This window comes from Acinetobacter sp. ANC 3882, assembly GCF_022549545.1.
Taxonomy (GTDB): Bacteria; Pseudomonadota; Gammaproteobacteria; order Pseudomonadales; family Moraxellaceae; genus Acinetobacter.
Map to the genome: position 1 here is coordinate 1 of NZ_JAKZGB010000027.1, position 413 is coordinate 413.

Genomic DNA, 413 nt, shown 5'->3' on the forward strand with positions numbered 1-413 from the left:
ACGGCCCACGTACCCCCTGCTTGTACGGTCGTGGTCAGGTTCACGCCATTGACGTTCACTGTCACCACATCACCGACCGTGTATTCACCTGTCACGCTTCCGCTGATGGTTTGGTTCGCACCGGCTTCGGTCGAGTCAACCACACCATCGCCCGCAATTGGGTTGATGGTCACCGTGGTGGTGCCGTTGTTTGGTGGGGTGGTATCCACTGTATACACTTGCGTATCAGTGATGTTGCTGCTGTTGCCTGCGGTATCGGTGAAGGTCGCTGTCGCATCAATGGTTTTATCACCATCTGCCAACAGGTCACTACCCGCTACACTTGCTGTCCAGTTGCCTGTCACAGGATCAACCGTTGCGGTATAGCTCACGCCATTGATCAGTAAAGTCACTGCCGTCGTTGCTGCATCCGC

1 protein-coding gene is annotated in these 413 nt (G+C 55.4%); it reads right to left on the reverse strand.

Going from position 1 to position 413, the window contains the following annotated elements:
• Positions 1-413 (reverse strand): Ig-like domain-containing protein (locus MMO42_RS18115; RefSeq protein WP_241321581.1); only part of this gene is annotated, 413 nt, incomplete at both ends.